This is a genomic window from Pseudomonas sp. C11 (assembly GCF_034683865.1).
In the GTDB taxonomy this organism is placed as follows: Bacteria; Pseudomonadota; Gammaproteobacteria; order Pseudomonadales; family Pseudomonadaceae; genus Aquipseudomonas.
On the sequence record NZ_JAWIIP010000001.1, the window covers coordinates 340,767 to 366,885 of the forward strand.

The window sequence follows — 26,119 nt, forward strand, 5'->3', positions numbered from 1 at the left end:
CGCAAAGCCCGGCGCTAAGCTGAGAGGCGGAGGACAACCCCATGCGCCCTACCCTGACCCATCTGGCTCTGCACGTACCCGATCTCGATGCCTGCATCGCCTTCTACCAACGCTTTTGCGGCATGCAGGTCATTCACGAACGCCCCGGCAAAGGCACCCGCATCGTCTGGATGGCCGAGCCGGGCAAAGAGCATCAATTCATCTTCGTCATCATGCCCGGCGGGCAAGACAGGAACCTGGCTGCCAACGACTATAGCCACTTGGGTTTCGCCTTGAGCAGCCGTGAGGCCGTCGACCGTATCGCAGCTCAGGCCGAGGCCGATGGCTGCCTGATCTGGCCACCGCGCGATGAGCCCTACCCGGTCGGCTATTACTGCGGCCTGCGCGACCCGGCCGGCAATTACGTGGAGTTCAGCTACGGCCAGCCACTCGGCCCAGGCTCGGAAGCGATGCCCATCCCCTGAAATGCAAAACGCCACCCGAAGGTGGCGTTTTTTTGGCTGGCCGACGTATCAGAACGCCTTGCCGGTCTTGTACAGGTTCTCGAAGCAGAAGTTGGTCGCGTCGATGTAACCCTCGGCGCTACCACAGTCGAAACGCTGGCCCTTGAACTTGTATGCCATCACGCAGCCCTGCTGGGCCTGGCGCATCAGGGCGTCGGTGATCTGGATCTCCCCCCCCTTGCCCGGCGGCGTGCTGCGGATCAGGTCGAAGATGTCCGGGGTCAGGATGTAACGACCGATGATCGCCAGGTTGGACGGCGCGTCTTCGGGCTTGGGCTTCTCCACCATGTTGCTGACGCGATAGATGTCGTCGCGAATCATCTCGCCATCGATCACGCCGTACTTGGAGGTTTCGTCCTTCGGCACTTCCTGGATCGCTACGATGGAGCAGCGAAACTGGTTGTACAGCTTGACCATCTGCGCCAGTACGCTATCGCCTTCGAGGTTCAGGCACAGGTCGTCTGCCAGTACCACGGCAAAAGGCTCGTCACCGATCAGCGGCTGACCGCAGAGGATGGCGTGGCCCAGGCCTTTCATCTCGACCTGGCGGGTGTAGGAGAAGCTGCACTCGTCGATCAGACGACGGATGCCGACCAGGTACTTCTCCTTGTCGGTGCCCTTGATCTGGTGCTCGAGCTCATAGCTCACATCGAAATGGTCTTCCAGCGCGCGCTTGCCACGGCCGGTGACGATGGAAATCTGGTCGAGGCCAGCTTCCAGTGCTTCTTCAACGCCGTACTGGATCAGTGGCTTGTTCACCACCGGCAGCATTTCCTTGGGCATTGCCTTGGTCGCTGGCAAAAAGCGGGTGCCGTAACCGGCAGCGGGGAACAGGCATTTCTTGATCATGGGACTCCCAGATGGGGATGGTTGGATTGCGCCGCTCAGTCTATCAAGCCGCGCTAGCCTTACAACTACCGACTGCTGGCCGACCGATACCACGATACAGAAAACCCTGCTCCGCCAGCTGACCAGCGTCGTAGATATTGCGCCCGTCAAACAGCACCGGCATGCGCATCACGCCACGAATACGGGCGAAGTCCGGCTGACGGTACTGCTTCCACTCGGTCACCAGCACCACTGCATCGGCGCCCTGGCTAGCCATGTAGGGCGACTCGCTCAAGGACAACTGCCCGGCCGCGACGGCTTGCGCATAGCGCTTGGCCACTGCGGCACTGGCCACCGGATCGCAAGCCTGGACTCGCGCGCCGGCGTTGAGCAGTGCATCGAGCAACACCAGGCTCGGTGCTTCACGCAGATCATCGGTACCCGGCTTGAACGCCAAGCCCCAGAGCGCGACGACACGTCCCTGCAGGTGCCCGTTGAAATGCTCGCGGATCGCCTGGAACAGCAGCGTTTTCTGTAACGCATTGCGGGCTTCGACCGCGCGCAGGATGCCCGGTTCAATCCCTTCGTGCTCGGCCGTACGGATCAGGGCGCGCACATCCTTGGGAAAGCAGGAGCCACCGTAGCCGCAGCCAGCGTAGATGAAATGGGTGCCGATGCGCTTGTCGCTGCCGATGCCGCGCCGCACGTCCTCGATGTCGACACCTAGGCGCGTGCAGATACCGGCCATTTCATTGATGAAGGAAATCTTCGTGGCCAGGAAGGCGTTGGCGGCGTACTTGCTGAACTCTGCAGCGCGCACCCCCATGCACAGCAGACGGTCGTGGTTACGCAAGAATGGCGCATAGAGCCGCCGCAGCAGCTCGCGGCCGCGTTCGTCGTCGCAGCCGACTATCACTCGGTCAGGGCGCATGAAGTCCTCCACCGCCGAGCCTTCCTTGAGAAATTCCGGGTTGCTCGCCACCACCACCCGCGCGCATTGCTGGCGGCGCGCAAGCGCTGTGTTGATGCGCCGCGCCACCTGCTCACCAGTGCCGACCGGCACGGTGGATTTATCCACCACCAGGCAGCTGTGTTCGAGTCGCTCGCCCAGTTCGTCGGCCACTGCCAGGACATGGCTCAGATCCGCCGAGCCATCCTCGCCACTGGGCGTGCCGACCGCGATGAAGATGATCTCCGCCTGGTCGATCCCGGCGGCCAGCTCGGTGGTGAAGCTGAGCTGCGCACTGGCCGTTTGCGCCCTGAGGATGGCCTCCAGCCCCGGCTCGTAGATCGGCACCTCGCCTCGGCTCAGGCGCGCGACACGAAACGGGTCACGCTCCACGCACACCACCCGATTGCCCATCTCGGCAAAACACGCCGCACTCACCAGCCCCACGTAGCCCGCACCGATCACACAGATTCGCATGGCAGTTCCTCCGGTTTTGCTGCGATTGCAACGAAAACCGGTGGCAGGGATATGGCAGTTGGATGAAGGAGCGGTGACGAGAGCCTGAGGAATTGGGCGGCTGACGTGTCAGCAGTTGGTCGAAGCAGTGAGGAGAGGCTATCTATTCGCCATCACACTATTGATAATAGTTCTCATTATAATTAATAATTCTTAACTCCATCCCTCCCCGGCAATTCGTGAGAATCGTCGATTACACCTCCAGATAGAGATATCACTATGCGTGTACTGGTCGTAGAAGACGACCTTTCCGTCAGTCACTGGCTGGGCAGCAAGCTCCATGCCTGCGGCCACAACTGCCGCCTGATAGACAACGGGGAAGGTGCGCTGCGCATGATCCGCGACGAGGCTTTCGATGTGGTTATCCTCGACCGCATGCTGCCACGCATGGACGGCATCGAAGTGCTGTCCCATCTGCATGGTCAGCCACGCCCCCCTATTCTCATCCTCTCTGCCAACGACCAGGTATCCGACCGCGTCGAGGGACTGCGGGCCGGCGCCGATGACTACCTGGGCAAGCCTTTCGACTTCACCGAGTTGCTGCTGCGCCTGGAGCTTCTGGCCAGGCGTCGGCAACACCCGACTCACGAGGAGCGACAGCAGATCGAAGATCTGAGCATCGATCTGGCCCGGCGCGAGGTCATGCGCGCCGGTCAGCGGATCGACCTCACCGACAAGGAATTCAAGTTGCTGCAGGTATTGGCTGAGCATCAGGGGCAGACCGTTACCCGCGGCATGCTGCTGGAGAAGGTCTGGGGCTATCACTTCGATCCGCAAACCAACCTGATCGACGTCCACCTGTCCAAGCTGCGCAACAAGATCGACAAGGGCTTTGCACGGCAATTGATCCGCACCATCCGGGCGATAGGCTACGTCCTTGGTTAACGTGTTCAGTCTCAGGCAGCTGTTCAGTACCAGCAATTTCCAGCAAGCCTCGACCATCGCCTTCATCAGCCTGCTCATTGCGCTGGCGTCGATCATCTTCAGCAATCACCTGCTGGAGCTGATCATGCGCAGCCATGTGCGTGACATGATTCTCAACGACGTTCGCTCGCAACAACTGCACGGGCGACTGCTGCTTAGCAGGGACGTGGTCTCGGCCCTGCAATACCGGGAACCTTTCGAAAACCGCAAGGAACGTCACGCCCTGGTCATCGACAACCAGGGGCTGCCGCTCTATGGCGACATTCATCTGCTGCCCAGCCTTGCCTGCCAGGGAGAATGCGCCAGTAACTGGCGCCACGCGACCCTCCATGGCGAGGATGGCAACGAGGCGGAGATACTCGGCCTGCTGGTGCCACTGGCCGACGGCGGCCGCTACTTCAGCGCCTATGACTTGCGTCCGATGCTCGAGCGTACGCGCATCATTCCTTTGATGGCCGGTGCTGGTCTGCTGTTGGTGCTACTGCTGATCCTGCTCATCAGCTTGCCGTTCAGCCGGCGCAACCTCGCGCGCATCAATCACATACGGGACGCCCTCTCCCGCTACGCCAGCGGCGATCACAGCGCACGTGCGCCCAGTGCCCGTGACGGCGACGAGTTCGACCAGCTAGGTGGCGAGATCAACCAGAGCCTGCAGCGCATCGACCGATTGATGGAGGAAGTGAGGACGGTCACCAGCCATATCGCCCACGAGTTGCGCACCCCGTTGACGCGCCTGCAAAGCCGCCTGCTCAGCGTCAGCGAACGTCTTGAGGGCGAACCTCGCGAGGAATTGCTGCGCGCCGTGCAAGACAGCGAGCGCATCCAGAGCCTGTTCCGCGCGGTGATGCGCGTCGGCGAGGTGGAAACCGGCCGCTGCGCCCATCAGTTCGAGGTGATTCTGGCCCGTGAGCTGCTGGAGGACGTGCGTGAGTACTACCTACCGCTGGCCGAAGAGCGTGATTGTCTACTGCAGATCGAGTGTGTGCCCGACTACCGCCTGTATGGCGACCGTGCCCTGCTGTTTCAGGCCTTGGCCAATCTGGTCGACAACGCCCTGAAGTACGCGCCGACCGGATCGCCAATTCTGTTGGCGGCAGCCAACCTGCCTGGACGCCAGACGCTGAGTGTCGCCGACCGCGGACGAGGCATACCTCGCGAGCTCAATGCCAAGGCCATGGAGCGCTTCAGCCGCCTCGACACCAGCGGTGACGTGCCGGGCAACGGCCTGGGGCTGACCCTTACGCGAGCCATCTGCGACCTGCATGGAGGACGCCTGGTACTGGCGGACAACCAGCCGGGCCTGCGCGCGATCCTGGAGCTCAAGCCGGCGCCAACGGGTGTGTGAGGCGCTTTCCTTAAGCATTCTTAATGAAATCGATCTTGCTTCGCATTTGAGAACAAATCTTAATAGTGACTCCTGAAAACACACGCTCGCCTTTAGCTGACGGAGCTGTCATGTCCAATCGCATCAAGCAATTCCTCGCCGACGAAAGCGGTGTCACCGCCATCGAGTACGGCATCCTCGCCGCCGCCATGGCTGCGGCTATCGGGATCATCTTCGGTTCTGACGGTGTATTCGTGACCGCGCTCAAGGAGCGCTTCTCCTCGATCGCTGACCAGATCACCAATACCAACAACCCGGGCTCCACCAAGTAAGCGCGGCCCAGGCGCTGGAGTACGGCATGGACAATCTGTTCATCATCATCGTCCTGCTGCCGGCGCTGCTGTTCGTGGTCGGCTCCGACCTGCTCTACCGGCGCATCCATAACCTGCTCATCCTGCTGCTGCTAGCCCTGTGGCTGGTGCTGCCAGTCAGTGCCGTGTTCGGCTTTGGCCCCTGGGGCACGATGAGCAGCGCCGAGCTGTTCGATCAGGTCGCGTATGGCCTGCTCGGCGCCATGCTGGTACTGGTGATCGGCTTCGGCCTGTTCTGCCTCGGCCGGGTCGGTGCCGGCGACATCAAACTGGTGGCTGCGGTGAGCCTGTGGATGTGCCAGTCGGATCAGATGGCCTTCCTTATCGTGACGGCCCTGGCCGGTGGCATGCTGGCCCTCGGCCTACCACTGCTCAACCAGATCGAGTACGCCCTCGCCCTGCGCTGGCAACGCCTGGGCACTGCCTGCCCACGCCTGAACATTCCATTGCCCGTGGCACTCACCGAGCAACGACCACAGGGCATTCCCTACGGCGTGGCCATCGCCATCGGTGCGCTCTACACGCTGTTGGTTCCCATCCATTCCTAGACACGGTTCACGCCATGAAAACCCCTTCCGTCCTCCTCGTGGCCGGCACGCTGCTGGTTGCCGGCAGCGCAGCCTTGCTGGCTCGCGTAATGCTGACTCCGCCGCCACCGCCGCCCGTGGTCGAGAAACCCGTCATCGAAGCACCCAAGCCAAGTTATCCGGCGGTGCTGGTCGCGAGTCGTGATCTGCAACCGGGCGACTTCCTCGACGCGGCTGCGGTCGAGTGGAAACCGAGTGCCAGTGCGGTCGAGGAGCGCCTCTACTACACCCACGGCAGCGAGGCCGCGAACCAACTGAGCGGCGCCAGTGTGCGCCACGCCGTGGCCGCCGGAACGCCCCTGACCAGCGGCATCGTGGTGCGCCCCAACGAGCCCGGTTTCATCGCTACGGTGATCGCCCCGGGCATGCGCGCGATCACCGTCCCCACCAGCCAGACCGCCAGTCAGCACAGCATGCTCACCTCCGGCGACCGGGTGGACGTGGTGGTCAACCTGCAACGCGAGCAGGAACAGGACATCAGCAGCGTGCAGAGCAGTGACCTGGCCAGGATGTTCGGTGCCGACCAGCGCGACCTGACCCAGGATCAACGCCAGGACATGGTGCGTCAGGTTCTCGATATCCAGGCACAGAATCAGGTACCGCGCCTTGCGGCGCAGACCCTGCTGCAGAACGTGCGCGTGCTGGCGGTCGATAACCAGGCACGCAGCCCCCTGCAACCACGGCCGGCAGATGCAGGCAAGAGCAAGCGCAATCCGGATGCCTACCCTTCTAGCTCGGCACAGACCGTGACCCTGGAAGTGCCCCCCGCCTATGCCGAACGCCTGGCCCTGGCCAGCCAGATCGGCACTTTGCAGCTGGCCCTGCGCAGCAGTCGTGATGTCGGCGATGGCCAGGTCAGGACCGGCAGCGGCGCGGTCACCACCCTGGCCGAAACCACTGGCGTCTACAGCGCCTCGGCGCCCTTCGCCAACCAGAAGCCGCTGGTCAGAGCCTTTCACGGCGATACCGCCAGCAACGTGCAATTCAATCAGTGACGCGCCCGAACGGTCAGCCCACTTCTGCCAACAGAGAATTCGATAGATGAAGTTCGCGCTCAAACACCTGGCCCTGCCGCTGGCCTGCCTGCTCGCCACCCCGGCTCTCGTCCAGGCCGAGAAACTGGACGCAGCCGACACGCCTGCCGAGGATACCAACGGCTACAACCCGGACCTCGACATGGCCTTTGCCCGTGAGTACTACGAGCAGAACGGGCAGGCCGCCGAAGTGACCCAGCCAGTGGTGCGTCAGTTGCGCAATTCACTCAAGGCCATCGAAGCGACCGATAGCGTGCCGTTGGTGGTCAACCAGGGGCGCCTGCTGCAACTGCCGCGCGAAGCCACCAACGTCATGGTGGCCAATCCCGAGGTCGCCAGCTTCCAGGTCGCATCGCCAGGCAGTGTCTTCGTGTTTGCCAAGATCCCCGGCACCACCACCCTCTACGCGCTGGACGCCAATGATGAAGTGGTCGCAGCCGTGCGCCTGGTGGCCACGCCGAACATCGCTGCGCTGACCCGCCTGAGCGAGCAGATCGCCAATGAAATCCCCGGAGCTAAGGTGGAGTTCGTCCCCTCCGGCAGCAGCCTGATCGTGCGTGGCAGCGTACGCACCCCGCAGCAGGCCAAGCAGGTCATGGACAGCGTCGAGGCCAATCTCGGCGCCCGCTCCAGCCAGGGCGGCGGCGCCCAGCCGCAAGCGCAGGGTGGCAATGGCCAGGGCGCGCCGCGAGTGATCAACCAACTCAAGGTGGAGCTGTCCGCCCAGGTCAATATCAGCGTGCGCATCGTCGAGGTGTCGCGCAGCCTGACTTCTTCGTTGGGCATGAACTGGGATGTTGCGCTCAAGGACGGCAACTACTTCCTGCGCAATGGCGCCTCGCTGTTCGATGCCAGCACAGGCGCCTTCAGCGGTGGCACGGTAACCAATGCGGTCGCGGGTGGTTTCCACCGCAACGGTTCAGTCACCGTCGGCGGCCTGCTCACCGCACTATCCGACGACGGCCTGGCGACCATTCTGGCCGAACCGAACCTCACCGCGATGTCCGGTGAGACCGCCGGTTTCGCTGCTGGCGGCGAGGTGCCCATCGTCACCTTCGTCAACAACAGCGTGAACATCGACTTCAAGCAGTACGGCGTGATCATGCGCATGACCCCGACCCTGCTGTCGCCGAATCGCATCAGCCTGCACGTCGCCCCGGAAGTCAGCGACCTGTCCGACGAAGGCGCCGTGACCCTGGACGGCTTCACCATCCCGGCATTCAAGGTGCGCCGTGCCGATACCACGGTTGAGCTGGCCAGCGGCCAGAGCTTCGCCCTTGCCGGCATGCTGCGCAGCAGTATCAACCAGCAGGTCAGCAGTGTGCCCGGCCTCAAGAGCCTGCCTCTGCTCGGCCGTTTATTCGAGACCGAGACCAGCGAACAGAGCGACAGCGAGTTGGTGATCATCGCCACCGCCTACGTGGTCGAGCCGACCGCGGCCGGCGCCTTGCAGTCTCCCGGCCGTGGCATTCGCGCGCTGGACACCATGATTCCGCCCCAGGCCACTGCCGGCTACCTGTACTGAGGATATTCGCCATGCCCGCACGTCCCCTGCTCTCCCTGCTGGCCCTCGCCCTGCTGCTGGCCGGTTGCGACCGCCATGTGAACCAGTTGCGCGAACAGCGTTTCGCGCCTTTCGGTGAAATCGAACAACCCAAGATCGCCCCCTCGGCGCTGGTCGCCTCGCTCAAGGCCAATGGCAACGGCAGCTTCACCGCCGAGTCGCTGGCCAACCTCAACACGCTGTTGCGCGCTCAAGGTCGTCTGCGCCAACAAACCCTCACCCTGCAGCCCTACACGCCGTCCGGCGAACGCCTGGCGCAGCGCCTGGCTGATGTGCTGCGCGCCCAGGGTGCGGTGAGCGAGCAGGTGATTGTCATGCCGTCGCGCCTGGAAGCCCCGCAAGCCAGCGAATGGGATCTGCAGGTGGTCTCCGAGGCCTTGGTGGTCAAGGTGCCGGACTGCAACATCGCCAACCCCGACGCTTGGACGGTCAAGCCCTATCAGGCCATCGGTACGCTGGGCTGCGCCAATCGCGCCAATATCGCCGCCATGGTGTCCGACCCGCGCGATCTGCTGCGCCCACAAGCACTCGATGGCGGCGACGGAATCGGCGCGGTGAATGCCGTGGGCCGCTACCACGACGACGAAGTCCGCGAATTGCTCGACATCGACTTCCAGGACTGAGCCAGCAGGCCCGACGCAAAGAGATCCGCACCATGAACGACACGACCCAAGCGCTCAAAAACGATACGCCCACTCTGATGCTGTTCGCCGCCAGCAGCGAAGAAGCCGCCCGCTTCGGCGCACAGCTACAACGGCTCGGCCAGGAAGCCAGCCAGGCACGCGCTGGCGGCATCGCTGCGGCCATCGCCTGGAGCCGCGACAACCCGCCGCCGCAGGTGCTGGTCATCGACATCGATGGCGATGCCATGCCCCTGCAGTCGCTGGCCGAACTGGGCGAAATCTGCGACCCGGCCTGTCATATCGTGGCCATCGGCAGCAAGCAGGATGTCGACCTGTACCGCACCCTGCTGCACAGCGGCGTATTCGATTACCTGGCCAAGCCGGTGCCACTGGATCTGCTGGCCGCCACCCTGGGCCGCGCCCGCGCGGGCCAGGCCACCAGCCATGGCGCGCGCAGCGGTCGCACCATCGCCATCAGCGGCGCCTCTGGTGGCTGCGGCGTGAGCACCGTGGTCGCCGGCCTGGCGCAGATTCTTTCGCAGGATCGGCACATGGCCAGCGCCGTGGTCGACTTTGATCGCCATAATGGCGACCAGAGCCTGCTGCTGGGCTACGAGGGCGACGCCGGCCTGGCCGGTGCACTGAGCAGCGGTGAGATCGACAGCCGCCTGCTGCAACGTGCCATGGGGCGGATCAACGAGCGCCTGCATCTGTTGGCCCAGGCCCCGACCTTGCGCCCCGAGCAGAATTTCAGCGCCGAACACCTGCTGTTTCTCGGTGCCAACCTCTGTCAGATGTTCAACCAGGTGATCTGGGATCTGCCGGCCGGGAGTCCACACGGCACCCTGGATGTGCTGGCTCACGCGCAGACGCGCATTCTGCTCACCGACCTGACCGTGCAGGACGCGCGCAATCTGCATCGTCTGCTGCGCGAGATCGGCGACGAGAGCGACGGCCAGCACCTGCTACTGGTGGCCAATGCCGCACGAGGCAACCACGCTGGCGTGGTCGAGCGCAGCCAGTTCGAGGATTTCATCGAGCGACGCATCGACCTGCAATTGCCCTATGCAGGGCCTGCGTTGGCGGCCAGCCTGCTCACCGGCTCATTGAACCTGACCGCCGCTCCGGCGCTGCAAGTGGCCCTGCAGGATCTGGCCGACATGGCCACCGGGCATGCGCCCAAGCGCGCCACCGTTGCCAGCGGCAACCTGCTCTCACGCCTCAAGCGCGTGCTGAACCGCCAAGCGGCCTGAGGAGAGTTCGCCCATGCTCATCCGTCACCCGCACAAGAATCGCGAACTGCGCCAACAGGCGCAAAGCGAGCCGCAGCCCGCGCAGCAGGACGTGCGCGCCACCAGCGTGCAGCGCAACGCCCAGGCCAAGCCGGTGGACAACGCCAGCACGCAGAACCGCAAGCTGATTCGCGGCTACCTGTATGACCAGATCGACCCGCTCAAGGCCGCCGCCATGGGCCGCGACAAGCTGCGTGTGCAGATCGAGTCGCTGATCCGCCGTATCTGCGATGACAACCGCCTGCAGCTGTCGCGCCAGGAAGAGGAAGCCATCGCCGAGGAAATGCTCAACGAGATGGTGGGCATCGGCCCGATCCAGCCGTTGCTGCACGACGACTCGGTCAACGACATTCTGGTCAATGGCGCAGGGCAAGTGTTCGTCGAACGCTACGGCAAGCTGGAGCTGTCGCCGATCACCTTCGTCGACGAAGAGCATGTGCTCAACACCGCCCAGCGCATCGCCGCCGCCGTGGGCCGGCGCATCGACGAGAGCCACCCGATGGTCGACGCGCGCCTGGCCGACGGCAGCCGGGTCAACGTCATCACCTACCCACTGGCCATCGACGGCACCAGCATCTCGATCCGTAAGTTCATGCGCCGCAACATGTCGCTGGAAATTCTCGCCGAACGCGGCGCGCTGTCCATGGACATGGCTGAGGTGCTCAAGCGCGCCATGGTGGCCAAGCTCAACATCATCGTTTCCGGCGGTACCGGCGCGGGCAAGACCACCCTGCTCAACGCCCTGTCACAGAACATCAGCAACGACGATCGCATCATCACCATCGAGGATGCCGCCGAGCTGCAACTGCAACAGGTCCATGTGGTGCGCCTGGAAACCCGTCCGGTCAGTGCCGAGGGCACCGGCAAGGTCGACCAGCGCGACCTGGTGCGCAACGCCCTGCGCATGCGCCCCGACCGCATCATCCTCGGTGAGGTACGGGGCGGCGAGTGCTTCGACATGCTGCAGGCGATGAACACCGGCCACGACGGTTCGCTCTGTACGGTGCACGCCAACACTCCGCGCGACGCCATCATGCGCCTGGAGAACATGGTGATGATGGCCAGCATGCAGTTGCCACTGGAAGCCATCCGCCGGCAGATCGCCAGCGCCGTCAACCTCATCGTGCAGGTCGAGCGGCAGCGCGATGGCGGGCGACGCATCGTCTCGATCACCGAGGTCTGCGGCATGGAGAACGACGTGATCCAGACCCAGGAACTGTTCGCCTTCAAGACCCACGGCATCGACGCCCAGGGCCGCCTGCAGGGCCAATACGTGTCCAGCGGCCAGCGCCCGCACTTCTACAACGACCACGCCCACCTCTTCGAGGGGCAGATCTGATGGACGCCGTGCTTGATCTGCTGACCCTGCTGGTGTTCGCCGTCGTTGTACTCACGGTGCTGACGGTACGCAGCCTGAAGCGCCGCAACGTGCCGGACAAAGCCGTGGTGCAGCGCTTGGAGAAGCTCAAGGGCGAACTCGTCGGCGAGGCGATCAAGCAAAGTCCGCAGGTGTCGGTCGACGGCATCCTGCGCGAGATGCAGCAAGCGCCCTTTGCCGACCTGCCCGTGATAGGCCCGCATATCTCCCGCATCTGGCTGGGTATCAGCGTGCTCGGCTGGCGTCAGAGCCTGCCGATGCGCCTGGCCCTGACCGGCCTGGCCAGCCTGATCGGCGGCGTGCTGCTGGGGCGCGAAACGCCGCTGCCGGTGTTGGCCAGCCTGCTGCTGACGCTGGTGTTCTTCGCCGTGCTCGCCACCCTGGGCTACAACAAGGGCCTGGCCAAGCACCTGGCCGAGCTCAAGCAGAGCCTGCCGGAAGCCATCGACGCCATCACCCGCACGGCCCGCGCAGGCGTGCCGGTGAGCAACGCTTTCGCCCTGGTGGCGCCGAACCTTGCAGGGCCGCTGTCGGTGGAATTCGCCTTGATCGACAACTGGCTGCGCCTGGGCGTGCCGCTGCGCCAGGCCATGCAGGATTCGGCCAAGCGTATCCCGCTCAACGAGTACCGCTTCTTCGCGGTGATCCTGATCATCAACCAGGAGGCCGGTGGCCGCCTGGGGGAAACCCTGGATCGGCTGTCGGCGACCCTGCGTGACCGCCACGAACTGCACCTGAAAATTCAGGCCAAGACCTCCGAGGCCCGCGCCTCGGCGAAGATCGTCGCCTCACTGGTGCCCTTTGCCCTCGGCTACATGTACCTCAACTCGCCACGCGACTTTCACTTCCTGCTCGGCGACCCGACCGGCAACATGGTTTTGTTCTACGCCTTCGGCAGTGTCGCCCTGGGTCTGACCCTCACCCACCTGATGGTAAGGAGGGTGACATGAGCGCCCTGCTCGACAACCCATTGGCTGCCAGCGCACTGGCCATCCTGCTGGCCGGCGTCGGCCTGCTGCTGATCGGCCTGCACCAGCGCAGCAAGCTCGCCCCGCTGCGCCAGCGCCTGCGCCCGGATACCCCGCAAGCCAGTGCGCCCGTTCGCCAGGACGACATCCTGCGCGGCCAGGGCCTGCAACTGCCTCCGCGCCTGCAGGCCCTGCTGCTGCCGACAGCGCGCTTCGGCGAAGGGCTGGCGGGCACCGACAACGACCGCCAAAAACTACGCCGCCTGCTGAGCATGGCTGGTTTCCGCAACCCGGAGGCTCTGGGCCTGCTGATGGTTGGCAAGTACGCGCTCGGCCTGCTGTTGGCGATGGGGGTGCTGTTCGGCGTGCTGGAGCCCGGCTCGCGCCTGGGCATGAATGGCCTGGCCGGTGGGCTGATGGCGCTGTTCGCCGGCACCACTGCTCCGGAACTGTGGCTGAAGATGCGCAGCGCCAAACGCGGCGAACGCCTGTCGCGCAGCCTGCCCGATGGCCTCGACCTGATGGTGATCTGCGCCGAGGCTGGTTTGCCGCTAGGCCGCGTGCTGCAAGTGGTGTCCAAGGAACTCGCGCTGTCGGCGCCGGAGCTGGCCGACGAGCTGCGCTACACCTACGCCGAGCTGCAGATCCTCAGTGACCGCCCCCGCGCTCTGCTCAACCTGGCCGAGCGCACCGGCGTGAGCGGCATCGAAAGCATGGTCGCCACCTTGATCCAGGCCGAGCGCTACGGCACGCCGCTGTCGCAGGCACTGCGCACCATTTCCGAGGAAAGCCGCAAGACGCTGATCCTCAATCTCGAAGAGCGCGCCGGCAAGCTGCCTGCCCAACTGAGCGTGCCCCTGATGACCCTGATCCTGCCGCCTATCGTGGCGATGATGGGCGCACCCGCGATGGTGCGCGTCATCCGCCTGCTCAGCCAATGATGCGAGACCTCTTAATGCCTGCCTACCGCACCGCCCTATTACCCCTGCTGCTGACCCTGACGTTAAGCGGCTGCGCCAGCCTTGCACCGCTGACCCAACCGAAACTGGATCAGGAAGCCGCTGAAGCCTTGCGTCTGGCTCACACCCTGCGCGACAACCAGCGTTTCCAGGCGGCCTACGAGGTCTATGCGCGCATGGACGAGCGCGGCCAGCTAAAAAACAGCTACATGCTGGAATACGCCAGTGTCGCCGCAGCCGTACGCCCAGCTCAGGAAGTGTTACCGCTGTACCAACGCGCCCGTGCCGCACTCAGCGGTAACATCCAGGCGCTGCCGGATGCGCAGCGCGTGGCGCTGTGCGCAGGCCTGGGGCGTGCGCGCCTGGCTCTCGGTCAGGCTGGCCTCGCCGAGCGTGATTTCCAGTGCGCCATCGATGCCGAGCCGGGCAATCTGCAGGCACTCAATGGCCTGGGCGTGGCCTACAACCTGCAAAACCGCGATGACGACGCCCGCCGGCAATTCGAGAAGGCGCTGGAGATCAACCCGGGCTTCGCGCCGGCGCTGAACAACCTGGCACTGTCCTGGCTGGCCAGCGGCGACAGTAGCAAGGCTATCGGCCTGCTCAACCAGTCACGCGGCCAGGGCGATATCTCCCTGCAGTTGAACCTGGCGCTGGCCTACGTGTTCGCCGGTCACGACGACACCGCCCAGGCTGTGCTGCTGGAAAGCCTGCAGCCGGAGTACGCCGGGCGGATCATCGAACAGTTCCGCACCGCCCGTGCTCGGGTCAATGCCGGGGCGCCGCTGGCCAGCGAGCTGCTGGCGGCCAGCCAGCAACCGCTGGCCCTGAGCGAGCAGAACTGAGCAATGCAGCACACTCGCTTGCACCGCCTGCTGCACGAACAGCAAGGCGTGACCGCCGTGGAAACCGCGCTGATCCTGCCGGTGTTGCTGTTCGGCGTGATGATGCTGTTCGAACTGGCACGCATCAGCCTGATGATCGGCGTCGGTAACCTCGCGCTGGAGCGCGCCCTGCAGGACTTCCGCCAGGAGCGCGCCTTCTACGCACAGACGCCCGAGGTGCTGCAGGCGGCCATCGAACAGCGGCTGATCGACTCGTCCTACGGTTTTCTCACCGAGGACAACTTCGAGGTCGATGTGCTGGCCTTCGACAACCTGCGCCGCTTCGCCGGTGGTGCGGCGGACGAGGAAAAGGACGCCGTCGACCACTCGCCACCCGTGCTCAGTGTCACCGTCGACCTGACCCAGACCTTCATGACACCACTGCCGGCCCTGTTCGGCCTTGGTGATGCCTTCCAGTACCAGTACCGCCAGTTACTGGGCAGCCTCACCAGCGACACCGACGAGGAGGACGACGATGAATGACCTGCGCCGCAAGCAGCGCGGCAATGCCCTGATCGAGAGCGCCCTGACGCTGCCCTTGCTGATTGGCAGTGCGCTGGTGATCGCCGACCTGTACAACATCAACCTGGCGCGTGCCTACATGGAGCAGTCCGCCCATACGGTGGCCAGCACGCTGGCCATGCAGAACCGCCTGGACAAGGACGGCCTGCAGGCACTCACCGAGCAAAGCGCGGCACCGGGCGTACTGGGTGACTACCAGATGGTCATCAGCCGCGTGATGCTCGACCGCCGCATGCCCTGGAAACCGCTCTATCGCGGTAATGCCGAAAGCCTTTGCCCGGAGCTGTTCAGCGGTGACCGCTATACCGGCGAACTGCCGGAGGAACTGCCTGCCAACAGCGGTGACGACGAGGATGATGAGGACAGTACGTCCGGCACCTCGATCGTGGTCGTGCAACTGTGCCGCAACAGTGACACCCTGGCGCTGAGCAGCGCCCTGCTGGCGAGCAAGGATATCCAGACCATTTCCTTCGCCCGCATGAGCTACAGCGACATCGAACTGGATGCGCCGTTACGCGAGGAAGTCGGCCTGGAGGACGAAGACAGCTGATGCCCGCATGCCGCTCGTATCGGTAGCGTTCCGCAAAGATGAAGCCCTCTTAACTTGCCTCAGGCACCCCTGCGCCTTCTACTTGAGCGCGGCACGAGGCATGTGCCGTATCGCCCCTATGCTGCGCTCCCAGCGCGAACCGTTCCGCACCAGCCGATCTATCACGACTCATGCAGACACCTGCCCTCAGCCCCGCCAAACGTCTCTGTTACCTGGTACTGGCCTACCTGAGCCTGGGCCTCGCCCTGCTCGGCCTCATCCTGCCGGGCCTGCCGGCCACCGAGTTCGTTCTGCTCGCGGCCTGGGCTTCCAGCAAGAGTTCGCCGCGCCTGAATCGCTGGCTGCACGAGCACCGGCTGTTCGGCCCTATGCTCAACAACTGGACACGGGGCGGCGTGATAGCCCGCCGCCACAAGCTCTACGCCAGCCTCGGCATGCTCGCCTGCTTCGCCCTGCTGCTGTGGCATGAGCCGCCGCTGTGGCTGCTGCTCACTGCAGGTGGCGGCATGTTCTGCGGCGCGTGCTGGATCTGGTCGCGGCCCGAGTCGTTGCCGACAGAACGCCCGCTGGCTTGACGCCTCGCTTCGAGCGCATGCGCTCCCTTAAGCATTCTTAATGAAACGAGCATTGCTCGCGATTAGGAATAATTCTTATCTTTGCCGCTCCGAGCCCACTGTTTCCTGTCGGGCATTCCAGAGAAAGGCAAGATCCCGATGCGCGCATGGCCCACCCTCTTCCACCGTCACGCCGCGCCCATGCTCCGCGCTCACCGGCAACGCGGCAGCGTCGCGCCATTCATGGCCCTGGCCATCGGTGGCGCGCTGCTGGCTACCGCCTATTCCCTCGACACCAGCCGCATGACCAACGGCGCCGCGCAGGTGAAACGGGCCACCGATGCCGCCGCGCTCGCAATCGGCCAGGAGCGCGTGCTCAGCGGCGACAAGAGCGAGGAAGAACTGCGCAAGCTCGCCTATGGCTACGTCATCAACAACCTAGGTCTCGATAGTACGCTTGCCGAACAGATCGATGAGGACAGCCTGGCGCTCAGCCAGACAAAGGATGAGCAAGGCCGAATCCGTTACCAGGTGCAGGTCACGTTTCAGGCCAGCCCCGAGTTCCTTGGCGGCGAGCCGCGTGACATCAGCATCCACTCGACCGTCGAGGTGCAGCCCAGCGCCCTGGAAGTAGCGCTGACTCTGCCCAATAGCGGTTCAGAGAACGCAGCCAACCTTGCGGTGCTGCGTCGCCTGGGCAAGCGCTTCGCTGAAAAGCTGGTGAAGGATCGCGAGGATGCCTGGCTGGCCCTGGTGCCCTACAGCCAGGCAGTGAACGTCTCGCCCGACTACACCAACCCCGACACGCGTGCGCCGGCCGGCCCCAGTGCCAGCCACATGCAGCGCCTCAACAGTTGGTCCATGGCAGCGGCCTTGCGCCCTATCGAGTTGACCTCGTTGTTCCGCTCCGGCTATGCCGGTCTGCATGACCGTCGTATCCCGGATCGCCGCGCCAACCTGCTGTGCCTCTACCGTGGTCTGAATCGCGGCGAGAACTACCATTGGGACGAGGCGCCGGGTGGCCAGTTCCGCATCTACTACCGTCACGACCTGCCGGAGAACGGCAGCCCAGGTGCGAACCCGATCCGCTGGATCGGCCCGAACCCGCTCTTCGGTCAGGCCACTGGTGTCAACGACACGCGCTGGATGGTCGCCGACCGCGGCTGCCCGTCAGCCCCTCTGCTGCCCCTGACCAACGACCTGGACAAGATCGAGGAACGCCTCGACCAGATGTCCACCCGCTTCAACACCAACTACGCCATCGCCATGGGCTGGAGTGCCATGGCCTTGGCTCCTGCGTTCCGTGGTAACAGCGGCTGGAACCTGCCGGACGATCTGCCCAAGGACTTCAAGGACGATGGCGGCGACAGCTACAAGGCCATCGTCATGCTGGTCAACACCACAGACCAGCGCTGGTTCGACAGCGACAGCTACAACGCCTATGTCGGCCAGGCCATCGACGGGGAAACCGGCACCGATGGTGAAAACACCAGCCTCAGGACGCAACGCTTCGCTCAGTTATGCGACTCCCTGCGTGAACGCAAACTGCGCTTCTTCCTGATCGCAATCGGCCAGGACGAGATCCCTGATAACGACCTCCTGGCCGAAGGCACGGTCGATGGTGCCTCGGACTTCAAGCGTCTGGCCGGGCCAGGCCTGGCCCGCTGCGCGGAACAGGCCGGCGACATCACCTACATGCCCGGCTTCGACTTCGTCGCCGCCGAAGGACAGCTTCAGGATCGCCTGGATCAGATCCTCGACGACATCCGCCAGCAGAGTGCCTACGTCCGTCTCGTCGAATAGCACGGGCGCTGCATCTCATCTCATTTCAACGCTCACTGTCCCGGAAGACTGCCATGACCCCACGCAAGCCTTCGCAACGCTTTTTCCGCGCACTGGCCCTGGAGCCGCGCATCCTGCTCGATGCCGCAGCGGTTACCACTGCGGCGGAAGTGGCGGCGCAAGCCGAGGCACCAGCGACCGCCGATGCCCCCGGCGTCGAGGCCACGCCGGTTCACAGCACCCTCACCATTACCGACAGTACGACCAGCTTCCCACCGGTGGATCTGTTCGGCAGCGTCGATGTCTCCCAGGAAACCGGCGGTGGACTGGACGAGCTGGCCAACCTGGTCATCACTGTCGACCGCACGGGCAGCGATCAGGCGCTGGTCATCGATGGCAAGACCATCGAGCTGGTCGCAGGCAGTGGCACCACGCGGGCCAACGACAGCGGTTACCTCTATGAGGTGAGCGTCTCCGGCACGACCACGACCATCACCCTGTCGCTCAACGCCTTTGATCCTGATCCGGCCAGTGTCGCGACCCTGATCGATACCCTCTCCTACCAGGCACTCGACAAGTCCGTCGCCAGCGGCACCGTTACCATCACCCTGCACAGCCTGAGCGATGATGGCGGCCAGACCACCGACCTGAGCGCCATCAAGGCCACGGTCGAGATCGACAGCCAGGTCAATGTGCCACCGGTAATTTCCGGCGATGTACTGAAAGAGGCCGAGGCTCTGAACGCCGGAGTACTGGCGGCCTCCACCGAAGTGGCTTACTCCGCCGACGGCAAGTACGTCTATGCAGCCGGCTCGAACAGCAGCATCAGCGTGTTCGAAGTCAGTGATACCGGCAGCCTGATCCTGAAGCAGACCCTGACCGGCATTCAGGATCTCGGCACGGTCACGCACATGGTGGTGAGCCCGGACGGCAAGTCGGTGTACACCGCCTCCGGCAACGGCAACCTGGTGCTGCTCAGCGTCGATGCCGATGGTACGTTGAGCCGTAATGCCACCATTGCTGTCGGCGACTCCGTCACCGGTAGTCTCGCCATCTCCGATGACGGCACGCAGCTGTTCGTCGGCAGCCAGTGGAACGGCCTCTACGTTTACAGCCGTGATACCGATAGCGGCGCGCTGACACAGCTCCAGCGCCTCGATGGGCGTAGCGGGATCGTCACCACCTCCGGTGACTACGTCTACGTGACCTATGCCGGGGCCGGTATCGTGACACCGCCGAGCCTGTCGGTGTACCAGCGCAGCGCCTCGGGTACCCTGACCCTGGTCGACAGCCTCAATATCAGCGCGGCCGGTACCGATCTGGTGGCCTCCGCCGATGGCCGCTACCTGTACGTGGGCACCGCCAGCGGTGTCACCCTCTACCAGTTGGGTACGGACAATCAACTCACTCAGGTCAATGCGATCAGCGGCATCGCTGTCGGCAGCCTCTCGCTCGATGCCGATGGCGACCGCCTTTTCGTGGCCGCCAGCAATGGCACCGTGCACCTCTACAGCGTCGCCAGCAACGGCAGCCTGACCAGCCAGGGCACGCTCAGCAGCCCGACCAATGGCCAGGAGATTGCTGTCGCGCCTGACGGCCAATCCATCGTGATTTCCGGTAACGGCCTGAGCCGCTTCTCCTCGATCCAGACGCTGATCCGGGGCGAAGCGATCACCCTGGCCAGCGACCTGAGTCTGAGCGACGCCAACTTCGACCGTTTGGCTGGTGGCAGCGGTGACTACGGCGGTGGCAGCTTGCTGATCGAGCGGGCGGGCGGTGCCTCGGCCAATGACGTGTTCGGCTTCGCCGATGGCAACGGTCTGACACTGGCCAACGGTGAAATACTCAAGTCCGGCGAGGTCATCGCCACCTTCACCCAGAGTGGCGGCACGTTGACCGTCACCTTCCAAGCCGGTACCAGCCGCGATGACGCCAACGCCGTCCTGCGCCAGGTGACCTATGCCAACGAAGGTTCGGATGCCAATGGCAGCGTGGTGACGCTGCAGCTACGCGTCAACGATGGCCAGGTGGACAGCCAGGTCATCGGACTGGATGTGCTATTGACGCAAAACACGGCACCGGAGCTGAACACCAGTTCAGCCATCACAGCGCCCTACGACACCACCGGCACTCTCGTCACCTTGTTCAGGGACACCACCATTCGTACCGGTGAAGTCGGTCAGTCGATCATCCAACTGACCCTGAGCATCGACGGGCTGAACGATGCCGCCAACGAATTCATCATCATCGCCGGGACGCGCATCGACCTGTCGCAGTCGTCCAGCGGTAGCGCCGGCGCCTACAGCTATACCTACACGCGCACGGGCGACAGCGCCACGCTGGTCATCGACAGCGGCGGCATCAACTCGGCGACGGCGCAGACGTTGGTCAACGGGATTGGCTACGTCAACGACACCCGCGCTGCCACCACAGGTACCCGCACCTTCACCCTGGCCAGCGTTCGTGACAGCGGCGGCAGTGCCGGTGGGGGCGACGACACCGGCGAGCCTGGCATCAGCGCCAGCATCGAACTGGCCATCAACAATGCACCGCAATGGCAGACAGATACCAGCGAGCCGAACCCTACTCTCTATTACGCCGACGGTACGCTCAGCGGCTACGCAGATCGCGTCACCGACATGCTGCTGTCCGCCGATGGCAAGACGCTGGTCATCAGCGGCAGCACCGGCGATAACGCCAGCGGCACCAGCTACCTGCGCATCTACTCGCGCGACACCAGCACTGGCGCGCTGACCCTGGTGCAAACCTTTACCCAAGGCGCCAGCGATAACCCGGACACCGTGGCCATCGAGGCCAACGGCCTCAGCGCCATCACCACTCTGGCGATGCATGGCGACAACCTCTATCTCGCCGGCCACACCGGCAATGCCGGAGCCTACTCCCTGGTGCGTTTCACCTACGATGCCAATACGGGTGAATACGCCTATGCCGGCATTGTCGCCACCCAGGGCGTCGACGGTGTCACGGGGCTGGATGCGCAGGTTTCCGAGATCGTGATCTCGGCGGATGGCAAATCTCTGTACACCATCAACGGTGTCACCACCATCGACGGCGCCACCGGCAAATCCGTGCTGGCTCAGTTTGCCATCGATGCGCAAAGTGGCGCCCTCACCTACCTGGGGGCTTACCTGGGCGGCTCGGCAGATCTGGGCATGAACGCGCCGACCGGCATCGTCGTCTCGCCCGATGGCACGTCGGTCTATGTCAGCAACCGCAGCAACAGCATGCTCACGGTATTCAGCCGTGACACCGACAGCGGCGCGCTGACTTACGCAGGTTTCATCAACGCCAGCACGATCACCGCCGATGCCGATAGCGCTGCCCAACCCAGCGACAACCGCTACCTGCTGGAGCTGCAGGACATCGTCATCTCCCCGGATGGCAAGTACGTCTACGTCGGCTCGGGCCAGCAAGCGACCCTGACGATCTTCAGCCGTGACGCAGCGGACGGCAGCCTGACCTATGCCGGCACCCTGTCGCTCTACTCGTCCGTGAATACCCTGGCGATCCGCGAGATTGCCATGTCCAGCGATGGCTCCGCCCTGTATGTCGGCTTCAACGGTGGCGTTCTGGCTGTACTCAGCCGCGATAGCGTCACGGGCGCCGTGGCCTTCGTCAGTAGCCTGAACGTCGGCGCCCGCAGCAACCAGATCGCCGTCACGCCCGATGGCCTGAACATCTACACCGGCCGCAGCCAGTTCACCACCGGTGTGGCGATTCTGTCCGCATTGCCCACCGCCTCTTATGTCGCCAATCGCGCGAGCACACCGTTCGCCGAAGGGGTCAGCTTCGCCGATGTGGACTTCGATGCAGCAGGCAGCTATCAGGGCGCCGAACTGACCATCAGCCGTAGCGGCAGCGCTTCGGTGAACGACCTGTTTGGATTCAAGGACGGCTCAGGCCTGACACTGGTCAACAACCAGATTCAGCAGAACGGCACTGCCATCGCCGAGTTCAGCAGCGCCGACGGCAAGCTGACCATCCGCTTCATCGCCGCAGTCGACAAGGCGACGGCCAACCAGGTGCTGCAACAGGTCACCTACCGTAACGACAGCGCTGAAACGCCAGCGCGCGTCGAGCTGAAGCTGAGCGTCGACGATGGCGGCAAGAGCAGCGATACCACCCTGGTTCTGCTCTTGAGCGCCCCTGAACCCGTGCTGTCGGCCAATGGCAACACCACGTCCATCACCATCGGCGGTAGCAGCCTGCCAGGCCAGGTCGACCTGTTCGAGCAGGTCTCGGTCAGCCTCGGTGAGGATGGTGAGGTATTGTCCGAACTGATCATCAGCGTGGATCGCAGCGGTACCGACCAGGCCTTGATCATCGATGGCAGCACCGTTGTCCTGCAGGCCGGTAGCGGCCAGACCAGCGCCAATGGTTACGCGTACGTGGTCGAGGTCGACACTGGTGGGACTCGTGTTCGTCTGAGCCTCGCTGGCTCGGCTTCCGCGCAAGACGCCGCCACGCTGATCGACGGCATCGCCTATCAGGCGCTGGCCGATACCGTCAGCGCTGGCACCGTCACCATCACCCTGGCCAGCCTGAGTGATACCAGCGACCAGATCGAACCGGGAATCAGCGCCAGCGTCACCGTGCGCGACCAACGCCAGTTGCCTTCGTTGGGTGCAGATGTCGGCGCACTCGACTACGCAGACCTGCTCACCCAGCTCGATGACAATGGCAACAACCTGTTGCAGGGCGTCCAGGGCATCACGGCCATCGGTGACAAGGTCTATGTGGTTCGCTCGAGCAGCGATTGGGTGTACGACGAAGCAACCCAGACCGGCTCGGAAGTCGCCATCAATACCCTCTCCGTCTACCAGCGCGCTGCGGATGGAACATTGCAACTGCTCGAAACCCAGACAGTCAGCGGGCTGACGGGCATAGCGACCCTGCATGTCTCGACGGATGGCGGCACTCTCTATCTGATCGGCGCCGATGGCATCGCCTTGTTCAACGCCGCCGACCTGCAGCAACTCGGCACCTTCGGCGCCGACATCGGCCTGGTCAGCGATGTCGTGGCCCAGGGCGACAAGGTCTATGTAACGGCCGATAGCAAGCTGTTGGTGTTCACCCGCAGCGATAACAGCCTGACGCTGGAGCAGACCCTCGAAGATGCCGGCGACAGCGGCATGCAGCTCGATGGGGCCAACGCCATCAGCCTGTCGCCCGATGGCCGTACCCTGTACGTCGCCACCTCCGGCGGGAACACGCTGGTCAGTGTGTTCAGCATCGCCACCGACGGTTCGCTGAGTTTCCGGCAGGCGGTAGCCGGCACCGATGTTTCTGAGTTCGGCCACTACGCCTCAGCACTCGACCTGTCGGCCGACGGCAAAACGCTCTACGTGATCGATAACAACGCGTTGCTGCACGTGCTTGATGTCGGAACAGACGGCAATCTGACCGCCGCCGCTACCCTTGAGCTGGGCTCTGGCGACGACATCAGTGTCAAAGACGTCATCGTTTCGCCAGATGGCAAGACCCTGCTGGTAATTGGCAACCTGGGCAGCAGCGAGAGCTGGAACAGCTACGGCGTGTTCCTCTATAGCCGCGGCGAAGACGGTGCCCTCACCCTGGTACAGAAAGTCGAGGGCTTTGGTGATTACGCCAACTTCGCGGGTACCACCTTCAATGAAATCCGCCATGCCGCGCTCAGCGCCGATGGCACGCAGCTCTATCTGACCGGCATTTTCGTCCAGTCCGGCTGGAATGAGGGCGTGCTGGTCATCGACCTGAAACCCGCCTCCCTCACCTTCACTGAAGATGGCGAAGCCGTCGCCATCCTTCCCGGCGGCACCCTGAGCGACCCACAGCTCGACACCACCGGCGACTACCAGGGCGCCAGCCTGGTGATCACGCGTGAAGGTGGCGCCCAGTCGGACGATGCCTTCAGCTTCCTCGCTGGCAATGGCCTGGAGCTGAAAGACGACGGCACGATCTGGAAAGGCTCCAGCGCGATTGCCACCTTCGTCGAAGCCAATGGCACGCTGACCATCAGCTTCCTTGCCGGGGTCAGCCAGGTCGATGCCCAGCTCGTGTTGCGCCAGGTGGCCTATAGCTCCAGCAGCAACGACCCTGAGCGGGCCGGCAGCAACGCCACCTTCAAGATCGTTTTCGACGACGGCGAGAACAACCAGGCGCAGCTCGATGCCAGCGTGACGTTGGAAGGTATCAATGATCCTGCCGTGGTCAGCACCTCGCCCCTGAATCCGACCTACAGCGCAGGTGGCGAGCCGGTCAGGCTGTTCGAGAACACCCATGTCGACACGGTAGAAACCGGTCAGGGTATCTGGAAGGTGCAGGTGATCCTGAGCGGAAGTGCTGCAGGCGACGTGCTGGGCATCGGTGATGAGCAGATCAGCGACCTGAGCAGCCAGATTGGCAAGGGCGTGCAAACCCTACCATCGGGCCAGTCCTATAACCTGTATGCAGACGGCGACACGGTGGTTATCGATCTCTTCATGCCAGAGGGCTCCGGCACGCCGCTACAGACTCAGGCACTGATCGACAGCCTATCCTACGCCAGCGAAAGCACTGCCCCCGAAGGCACCCGTACCATCGGCCTGCGGGTCATCGAGGATGATTACAGCACCCGCAGTAGCTTCTCCGAGCAGGCCACCGTTAACCTGGAAAGTAACGCTGCCCCGATTGCCAACGCTGGCAACTTCAGCCTGGTAGAGGCCACTGCCGGGCAGCGCTACAGCGTTCAATTGCCCGCTGATCTGTTCAGCGATGCTGACAATGACACCCTGACCTGGGTCATCGACGGTCTGCCCACAGGCCTGAGCTTCGACCCGCTGACGCGAACCCTGTCTGGCACTGTGCAAGCAATGGGTAGCCATGAGCTGACGCTCAAGGTCAGTGATGGCAGGGGCGGTGAAGCGGAGATGACGTTGACCCTCGAAGTGGTCAATGCAGTGCCAGTGGCCAGCGGGTCGTTTGCCCTGGGCAGCGTCAACACCGGCCAGGCCTATGAAGTCACCCTGGCGGAGAACCTGTTCAACGACGCCAACGACAGCGAGCTGACCTGGACGATCAGCAACCTGCCCGAGTGGCTCAGCTTCGATGCCGACACCCGCACCCTGTCCGGTACCGCGCCGGATGTAGTGGGCAGCCATGTCATCACCCTTATCGCTACGGACCCGCATGGCGCGACGGCCACTCTCACCCTGACCCTGACGGTGGCCCAGCCGCCGACACAAACCGCTGGTGATACCGTAGCCCCAATTCCCAGCAGTGGCTTCCAGCAACAGGCAAGCGCCCTGACACCCGCCAGTTTCGGCGGCCCGGCACTGAATGCGCCGCTGTTTGAATACGGCGATGCGCCGGCCAGCGACCTGATCGAAACCGCAGCCCTGACGCCACCGCCATCACCTGCGCAAGCCTTGCTGCAGGGCAGCCAAGGCAGTGGCCTGGCTGATGGACGCGGCTCGCTCAGCGAGCAACTGGCCAACTCCGATGGTGTGCTCACCGACAGCGGCCTGCAGGGCACGGCAAGCAGCTTCAGCTTCGATGGCACGACCCTGCGCAGGGACGTCGACCTGAACCAGAACCCCGCTAGTCGCAGCATCGAACTCCACCTGCCGGTTGCAACGGCCGAGGGTGCCAGCGCCCAGCGTGTCACCCTGGCCAATGGCCTACCACTGCCGAGCTGGGCCCGCTTCGATGTGCGCAGCGGCGAGCTGCGTATCGACCGCGAACGTCTGCCGCGTGACGGCGTGCTGCGCCTGACCCTGATCAGCCGCGATGCCGAGGGCAAGGAGCAACGCACCCCCGTGGAAGTGCGTGCCACCCAGGCGCCGGCCAATGCCGAGCGCGCGGCACCACAGGTACCGACAGCACAAGTCGAATCGCTGCCAGAACGCCTGCGCCAGGACACCTCCAGCGCGCTGCTCAGCGAGGCGCTCGACCTGCTCGACCAACTGAGCGACCTGGCCGCAGAGCCAGCCGCCGCCACCCGACACATTGCCTGAATACTGCCAAGGA

20 protein-coding genes are annotated in these 26,119 nt (G+C 63.9%); 18 read left to right on the plus strand and 2 right to left on the minus strand.

The window, feature by feature from the left end:
• The first annotated feature begins 41 nt into the window (after positions 1 to 41).
• A complete protein-coding gene (locus VC352_RS01470) occupies positions 42 to 464 on the plus strand; it encodes a VOC family protein (protein WP_322977804.1) in 423 nt (140 codons plus the stop codon).
• A 48-nt stretch (positions 465 to 512) separates the two neighbouring features.
• On the opposite strand, the gene galU is transcribed toward VC352_RS01470, so the two are convergent.
• Positions 513 to 1,352, minus strand: a complete 840-nt coding sequence (gene galU, locus VC352_RS01475) for a UTP--glucose-1-phosphate uridylyltransferase GalU (protein ID WP_322977805.1) — start codon at positions 1,350 to 1,352, stop codon at positions 513 to 515.
• A 43-nt stretch (positions 1,353 to 1,395) separates the two neighbouring features.
• Positions 1,396 to 2,757, minus strand: a complete 1,362-nt coding sequence (locus VC352_RS01480; RefSeq protein WP_322977806.1) for a UDP-glucose/GDP-mannose dehydrogenase family protein — start codon at positions 2,755 to 2,757, stop codon at positions 1,396 to 1,398.
• Between the two features lie 258 nt (positions 2,758 to 3,015).
• Between VC352_RS01480 and VC352_RS01485 the strand changes: the two genes are divergently transcribed.
• From VC352_RS01485 to VC352_RS01565, 17 genes are all read left to right on the plus strand, one after another.
• A complete protein-coding gene (locus tag VC352_RS01485; RefSeq protein WP_322977807.1) occupies positions 3,016 to 3,681 on the plus strand; it encodes a response regulator transcription factor in 666 nt (221 codons plus the stop codon).
• A gap of 1 nt (position 3,682) precedes the next feature.
• Entirely contained in the window at positions 3,683 to 5,065 is a 1,383-nt protein-coding gene (locus VC352_RS01490; protein WP_322977808.1) for a HAMP domain-containing sensor histidine kinase, read from the plus strand.
• A 110-nt stretch (positions 5,066 to 5,175) separates the two neighbouring features.
• A complete protein-coding gene (locus tag VC352_RS01495; RefSeq protein ID WP_322977809.1) occupies positions 5,176 to 5,376 on the plus strand; it encodes a Flp family type IVb pilin in 201 nt (66 codons plus the stop codon).
• Positions 5,377 to 5,402: 26 nt separating this feature from the next.
• Positions 5,403 to 5,963 (plus strand): A24 family peptidase, encoded by a 561-nt coding sequence (locus VC352_RS01500; RefSeq protein ID WP_322977810.1) that lies wholly within the window; start codon positions 5,403 to 5,405, stop codon positions 5,961 to 5,963.
• Positions 5,964 to 5,977: 14 nt separating this feature from the next.
• Positions 5,978 to 6,997: a Flp pilus assembly protein CpaB gene (gene cpaB, locus VC352_RS01505; RefSeq protein ID WP_322977811.1), complete on the plus strand. Its 1,020-nt coding sequence runs from the start codon at positions 5,978 to 5,980 to the stop codon at positions 6,995 to 6,997.
• Positions 6,998 to 7,043: 46 nt separating this feature from the next.
• On the plus strand, positions 7,044 to 8,561 hold the full coding sequence (locus VC352_RS01510; protein ID WP_322977812.1) for a type II and III secretion system protein family protein: 1,518 nt from the start codon (positions 7,044 to 7,046) through the stop codon (positions 8,559 to 8,561).
• A gap of 11 nt (positions 8,562 to 8,572) precedes the next feature.
• A complete protein-coding gene (locus VC352_RS01515) occupies positions 8,573 to 9,223 on the plus strand; it encodes a CpaD family pilus assembly lipoprotein (protein WP_322977813.1) in 651 nt (216 codons plus the stop codon).
• Between the two features lie 32 nt (positions 9,224 to 9,255).
• Positions 9,256 to 10,476 carry a hypothetical protein gene (locus tag VC352_RS01520; RefSeq protein WP_322977814.1) on the plus strand — a complete coding sequence of 407 codons (1,221 nt, stop codon included), beginning with the start codon at positions 9,256 to 9,258 and terminating at the stop codon, positions 10,474 to 10,476.
• Between the two features lie 13 nt (positions 10,477 to 10,489).
• Complete coding sequence (locus VC352_RS01525; protein WP_322977815.1) at positions 10,490 to 11,854, plus strand: CpaF family protein; 1,365 nt, start codon at positions 10,490 to 10,492, stop codon at positions 11,852 to 11,854.
• Positions 11,854 to 12,843 (plus strand): type II secretion system F family protein, encoded by a 990-nt coding sequence (locus VC352_RS01530; protein ID WP_322977816.1) that lies wholly within the window; start codon positions 11,854 to 11,856, stop codon positions 12,841 to 12,843. The genes VC352_RS01525 and VC352_RS01530 overlap by 1 nt, the downstream gene beginning before the upstream one ends.
• The gene (locus tag VC352_RS01535; protein WP_322977817.1) at positions 12,840 to 13,802 is read left to right on the plus strand and encodes a type II secretion system F family protein; all 963 of its coding nucleotides are present in this window, start codon (positions 12,840 to 12,842) and stop codon (positions 13,800 to 13,802) included. The genes VC352_RS01530 and VC352_RS01535 overlap by 4 nt, the downstream gene beginning before the upstream one ends.
• A 14-nt stretch (positions 13,803 to 13,816) precedes the next feature.
• Positions 13,817 to 14,665, plus strand: coding sequence for a tetratricopeptide repeat protein (locus VC352_RS01540; RefSeq protein ID WP_322977818.1), 849 nt, complete (start codon positions 13,817 to 13,819; stop codon positions 14,663 to 14,665).
• Positions 14,666 to 14,668: 3 nt separating this feature from the next.
• Positions 14,669 to 15,187 carry a hypothetical protein gene (locus VC352_RS01545; protein ID WP_322977819.1) on the plus strand — a complete coding sequence of 173 codons (519 nt, stop codon included), beginning with the start codon at positions 14,669 to 14,671 and terminating at the stop codon, positions 15,185 to 15,187.
• On the plus strand, positions 15,180 to 15,776 hold the full coding sequence (locus tag VC352_RS01550) for a hypothetical protein (RefSeq protein ID WP_322977820.1): 597 nt from the start codon (positions 15,180 to 15,182) through the stop codon (positions 15,774 to 15,776). The genes VC352_RS01545 and VC352_RS01550 overlap by 8 nt, the downstream gene beginning before the upstream one ends.
• 170 nt (positions 15,777 to 15,946) lie before the next feature.
• Positions 15,947 to 16,351 (plus strand): YbaN family protein, encoded by a 405-nt coding sequence (locus VC352_RS01555; protein ID WP_322977821.1) that lies wholly within the window; start codon positions 15,947 to 15,949, stop codon positions 16,349 to 16,351.
• A gap of 138 nt (positions 16,352 to 16,489) precedes the next feature.
• Positions 16,490 to 18,133: a hypothetical protein gene (locus tag VC352_RS01560; protein WP_322977822.1), complete on the plus strand. Its 1,644-nt coding sequence runs from the start codon at positions 16,490 to 16,492 to the stop codon at positions 18,131 to 18,133.
• 53 nt (positions 18,134 to 18,186) lie between these two features.
• The gene (locus tag VC352_RS01565) at positions 18,187 to 26,106 is read left to right on the plus strand and encodes a beta-propeller fold lactonase family protein (protein WP_322977823.1); all 7,920 of its coding nucleotides are present in this window, start codon (positions 18,187 to 18,189) and stop codon (positions 26,104 to 26,106) included.
• Positions 26,107 to 26,119: the final 13 nt, after the last annotated feature.